Raw genomic sequence first — 5490 nt, 5'->3', positions numbered from 1 at the left:
AGCAGTAGAAGCAGCAAGAGCTGGGCAACATGGAAAAGGCTTTGCAGTGGTTGCTGAGGAAGTTAGAAACCTCGCAGAAAGAAGCGCTAATGCTGCAAAAGAAACTACAGTGATGATTGAGGGATCTATTTGTAAAGCTGAATTTGGAACTAAAATTGCTAATGAAACAGCGCTAGCACTTAATAAAATCGTTTCGGGAGTGGAAAAATCTGCAAGACTAGTAGCTGATATTGCGACAGCTTCTAATGAACAAGCTACAGGGATTTCACAAATTAATAAAGGAATAGAACAGGTATCAGCAGTTGTACAAAATAACTCCTCAACAGCAGAGGAAAGCGCAGCGGCAAGTGAAGAACTTACGAGTCAGGCTCATATACTAAACGAAATGGTTAATAAGTTTAAACTTAAAAAGGTATCTAATTTTTTAGGAAGGAATGAACTAAATAACTATGATAAAAATTATAAGTCTGAACTTATAAGAAACTCTGTTGACACTTGGAATGAGGCTGCAGTTACATCAATTAAACCTATAATAGATTTAAATGATTCAGAATTCGGAAAATACTAGAAGATAAGGCTGTCGAATATATGCTTTTACGAAAAACTAATAATTGTTTGGAAAATTTGAATAATTAAGTTAGTCAACACTAATTTTTTTATTAGTATTATAAGTTTATGAGGGGTAAATATGTGTAAAAATTATATAAAGCGTAAAGAAAAAATAATAATAAGTGCTATAAAAATACTAGATGAATTAGGCATTCATGGATTAACTATACGTGAATTAGCAAAACAAGAGGGCATAACTGAGCCGGCTATTTATAGACAATTTCATGGGAAAAAAGATATATTGATAGCCATTGTAAAAAGATTTTCAGAATATGATAATGCAATAAAAAATACAATAATTCAGCACAATATGAGCCCTAAAGAGGCAATATTATATTTTGCAGAGGCTTATGCCACGTATTACCATAGTTACCCTGAAATAGCTAGTATTTTGTTTTCTTTTGATTTATATAAATATGAAAGTGAGATAAAAAAAGAAATGCAAGATATAATTAATGATAGACTGGCATTTATTACTGAAATTATAAAAAAGGGACAAACCATTAAAGTTTTTGATGATAATATAGACGCCAAAGATTTTGCAGAACTCATATTAGGAGTAATATGGTCTATGACTTATAATTGGAAATTGGAGGATTCAAATAGGGATTTAAAAGAGCATATTATGAGAGCATTAAACTGGTTATTAAGATAAGAAAAATTGAGGGTTGAGGTGAGCTTGTGAGTGACTATAAAGGTATTAATAAAGAACCAATGCTTGAGATGTTCATTTTTGAAACAATTCAGCTTATTGAACAACTTGAAGAAATACTATTAGAAACAGAGAAAACAGGAGCTATTTCTACTGAAAATATAAATGAAATATTTAGATGTATGCATACAATTAAAGGATCATCAGCGATGATGATGTTTGATAACATATCAGCACTTGCACACTCTTTAGAGGATTTATTTTACTTTATAAGAGAAAACAAACCAACAAATTTGAATTTTACTATAATTTGTGACCTTATGCTTTCTGCTTCAGACTTTATAAAAAATGAAATATCAAAGATTAACGATGGACAATCAGCCGATGGATCAGAAACTGATTTGGTTACTGATATAAAACAATACCTTTTAGAATTAAAAGGTTCAAAAGAAATTGACTTATCTGAAGAAAAAAAGATTGAAAAACCCAATAAGTTCTATATAAGTTCCTATGGAAATAGTGAAAATGTAAATTTGAAAAAATATAAGGCTAAGATTTATTTTGAAGATGATTGTCAGATGGAAAATGTAAGAGCATTTTTAGTTGTACATGCGCTTAAAGAGGAATGCGAAGAGATATTCTATATACCTAAAGATATAGTAGAAAACGATGAAACTTCTGAATACATTGTAAAAAATGGATTTACAATTTTCTTTGCTTCGGTGAAGGAAGAGGAAAACTTAAAGAATATATTAAAGGAAGCTTTATTTGTAAAGTCGTGTGAAATGATTAAGGTAGATAGCTATGATACTGATGTTAAAAATTTAATTAATACTGACAATACAGTGGGAATTGAACAAAATGTAAATATAATAAGTTTATCACAAATAGATAAAGAGCCTGGAAAAGCAAGTAAGCAAAGCAATTTAACACAAAATCTAATAAGTGTTAACATTAATAAATTAGATAAATTAATGGACATCGTAGGTGAAATTACAATAATGGAATCAATGGTAACAAGGAATCCGGATTTGGAAGGTCTAACCTTAGATAACTTTAATAAATCGGCAAGGCAGCTTAGAAAACTCTCTACAGAATTGCAAGATATTGTAATGTCAATAAGAATGATTCCGATAGCAGCAACCTTTCATAAAATGAATAGAATAGTTAGAGATATGTGCAAAAAACTCAATAAAGAAGCAGAATTAGTTATTGTAGGGGAAGAAACAGAAGTAGATAAAAATATTATTGATAATTTATCAGATCCTCTCATGCATCTTATAAGAAATGCGATAGATCACGGAATGGAAAGTGTTTCTGAAAGAATTGAAAAAGCAAAGCCAGGTAAAGGGAAAATTATCCTTGAAGCAAAAAATTCTGGTAAAGATGTATGGATTACAGTAAAAGATGATGGAAAGGGATTAAACAAGGAAAAGATATTGAGCAAAGCTAGAAATCAAGGGCTTATTTATAAACCTGAAAATGAATTGTCAGATAGAGAAATTTATTCTTTTATACTTTTACCAGGTTTTTCAACAAAAGAAAGTGTTACAGAATTTTCTGGTAGAGGCGTAGGAATGGATGTTGTTAAGAAGAATATAGAAAAAGTAGGTGGAACAATTATAGTTGAAAGTCAGCAGGGAGAAGGTACTACTATATCAATAAAAATTCCACTTACACTTGCTATAATTAATGGAATGGAAGTAAGCGTTGGAAAGTCAATGTATACAATTCCTATAGCATCTATAAAAGAGTCTTTTAGAGCGAAATTTGATGATATAATACGAGATAGTCAAGGCAATGAATTAACTATGATACGTGGACAATGTTATCCTATATTTAGGTTGCACGAAGTCTTTAAAGTTAAAACCGATATTTCAAGTATAGAGGAAGGTATAACAATATTAGTTGAAAGTGATTCGGAAAGTTTTTGCATATTTGTAGATAAATTATTAGGGGAACAACAGGTAGTGGTTAAATCGCTTCCGAAGTATTTAAAAAGAATAGAAGGCATCTCTGGATGTACAATACTTGGGGATGGAAGTATAAGTCTCATTGTAGATATTTCTAGTTTAGTAAATAGATTTAAATAAGTTTATTATGAAGGGAGAGATACTGTTGACACAGATATTAAATGAAATTGTTAATTATGAGGAGGATACTCAACAGGATAAGTTTTTAACATTTACTTTAGAAAATGAAGTATATGGTTTGGAAATAAAATATGTCAAAGAAATAATAGGAATACAACCAATCACAGAAGTACCTGATGTATCAAAATATGTTAAGGGAATCATTAATTTAAGGGGTAAAATAATTCCAGTTATTGACGTTAGGGTGAAATTTGGAAAAGAGCAGATAGAGTATAATGATAGGACATGTATTATAGTAATTGATATTGAGGACATATCAATAGGTCTTATAGTTGATGGTGTAGCTGAAGTGGTAAATATAGCTGAAGAAAATATAGTACCACCACCAGATTACAAAGTAGGTTTTCAAAATAATTATATTAAGGGAATTGGTAAGGTCGGTAATAGTGTCAAGCTATTACTTGAATGCAGTAAGTTAATTTCAGAGGAATAAGCAGTAACAATAGAAAATCTAACATAGTGTATGAATGAAAAAAGGAGGAGATTTAATGAAATGGCTTTATAATATGAAAATTAGTACAAAGGTTATATTAAGTTTTATAATCGTAGCTTTGATTTCGGGTTTTATAGGAGCTAGTATAGTTATAGATATAGAAAAAATAAAAATTAATAATGCAGCAATAGTAAATAAAAATATACTATTAGTTAGTATTATATTAATAATGAGTGTAGTTATAGCTATAGTTTTTGGAGTAATTATGTCTAAAATTATCAGCAATCCTATAATAAAACTAAAAGATGCAGCAGATAAGTTATCAGCTGGAGATATAAATGTAAGAATAGAATCCAATACTAAGGATGAAATAGGCGATTTAGCGAATTCCTTTAATGAAATGGCTGAAACTATTAAAGAGCAGGTAAAAGTTGCTGAAAAGATTGCTGCCGGTGACTTTAGTGAAACATTGAATGTTAAATCTGAAAATGATGTCTTAAGCAAGAATCTCAATCTTGTTATAAATAATTTTAAGCTTTTAGTTAGCGATACCAACGTATTAGTACAAGCGGTTATTGAAGGAAGACTTTCAGATCGTGGTGACAGCACAAAGTTTAATGGTGGGTATAAAAAAATTATTGAAGGAATAAATAATGCATTAGATGCAATAGCAAAGCCACTGAACGTTACTTCGCAGTATATTTCAAAAATGGCAAATGGTGAAGATTTAGAAGTAATTGAAAATTGCTATGATGGAGATTTTGGCATTTTAATTAATAATCTGAATCTGGTGAGAGAATGCTTATACACATTACTTGGCGAAACTTTAAATCTTACAAAGGAGGCTGCCGGAGGAAATCTTTTAGCAAGAGGTGACATAAATAAATTAAAAGGTGGATACTTAGAAATTGTAAAAGGAATAAATAGTACACTGGATGCTGTCATTGAACCACTTAATGAAGCTGATGGAGTTTTGCACAGGATGGCTGTAAATGACTTAACTACAAAGATGAATGGTCAATATAATGGAATGCTTAAAAATTTTGCTGAGTCAATAAATAATGTTCATACAAGGCTTGTGAGTATTCAGGAAGTTTTTGCTGATATGGCAAAGGGAGATCTAGGGTTATTGGGCAAGTATGGTAAAATAGGAAAAAGGTCAGAAAATGATAAAATGCTTCCGGCAATGATAGTAGCAATGACTTCAATAAAGGACCTAATTGATGAAGTGGGAAAACTTTCGAATTTTGCAATAAATGGTGAACTAAGCACTAGAGGGAATGCGGAAAAATTTGAAGGTGGGTATAAGGAAATTATTGAAGGAATGAATAATACTATAGACTCAATAGTTAAACCAATACAAGAAGCATCTGTTGTATTGCAGGAGATGGCTAAAGGCAATTTAACTATAGCCGTGAATGGAGATTATAAAGGTGAACATGCAAAGATTAAAGACAACCTTAATTTCGCAATTAGCTCTTTTAATGATATTCTGAATGACATCAATAGCTCGGCACAACAAGTTGCTGCAGGGGCAAGACAAGTATCTGATGGAAGTCAAGGTTTATCCCAAGGTTCTACAGAGCAAGCCAGTTCAATAGAAGAATTATCTTCATCTATAGCACAAATATCAGCACAAACAA

General features: G+C 30.8%; 5 protein-coding genes. All 5 read left to right on the top strand.

Going from position 1 to position 5490, the window contains the following annotated elements:
- Positions 1 to 568, top strand: a 568-nt coding sequence (locus I6U48_RS29085) for a methyl-accepting chemotaxis protein (protein ID WP_246615617.1), incomplete at its 5' end; no start/stop codon positions are given.
- Positions 569 to 688: 120 nt separating this feature from the next.
- Complete coding sequence (locus tag I6U48_RS29080; protein WP_218324006.1) at positions 689 to 1264, top strand: TetR/AcrR family transcriptional regulator; 576 nt, start codon at positions 689 to 691, stop codon at positions 1262 to 1264.
- Between the two features lie 26 nt (positions 1265 to 1290).
- Positions 1291 to 3354 carry a chemotaxis protein CheW gene (locus I6U48_RS29075; RefSeq protein WP_312891160.1) on the top strand — a complete coding sequence of 688 codons (2064 nt, stop codon included), beginning with the start codon at positions 1291 to 1293 and terminating at the stop codon, positions 3352 to 3354.
- A 7-nt stretch (positions 3355 to 3361) separates the two neighbouring features.
- A complete protein-coding gene (locus tag I6U48_RS29070; RefSeq protein ID WP_376774611.1) occupies positions 3362 to 3847 on the top strand; it encodes a chemotaxis protein CheW in 486 nt (161 codons plus the stop codon).
- Between the two features lie 55 nt (positions 3848 to 3902).
- On the top strand, positions 3903 to 5490 hold a 1588-nt coding region (locus I6U48_RS29065; protein ID WP_218324004.1), incomplete at its 3' end, for a HAMP domain-containing protein.

The organism is Clostridium thailandense (genome assembly GCF_019207025.1).
GTDB classification, from domain to species: domain Bacteria; phylum Bacillota; class Clostridia; order Clostridiales; family Clostridiaceae; genus Clostridium_AM; species Clostridium_AM thailandense.
Note: the sequence above shows the minus strand (reverse complement) of the source record. Positions and strands in the feature narration are given on the sequence as shown.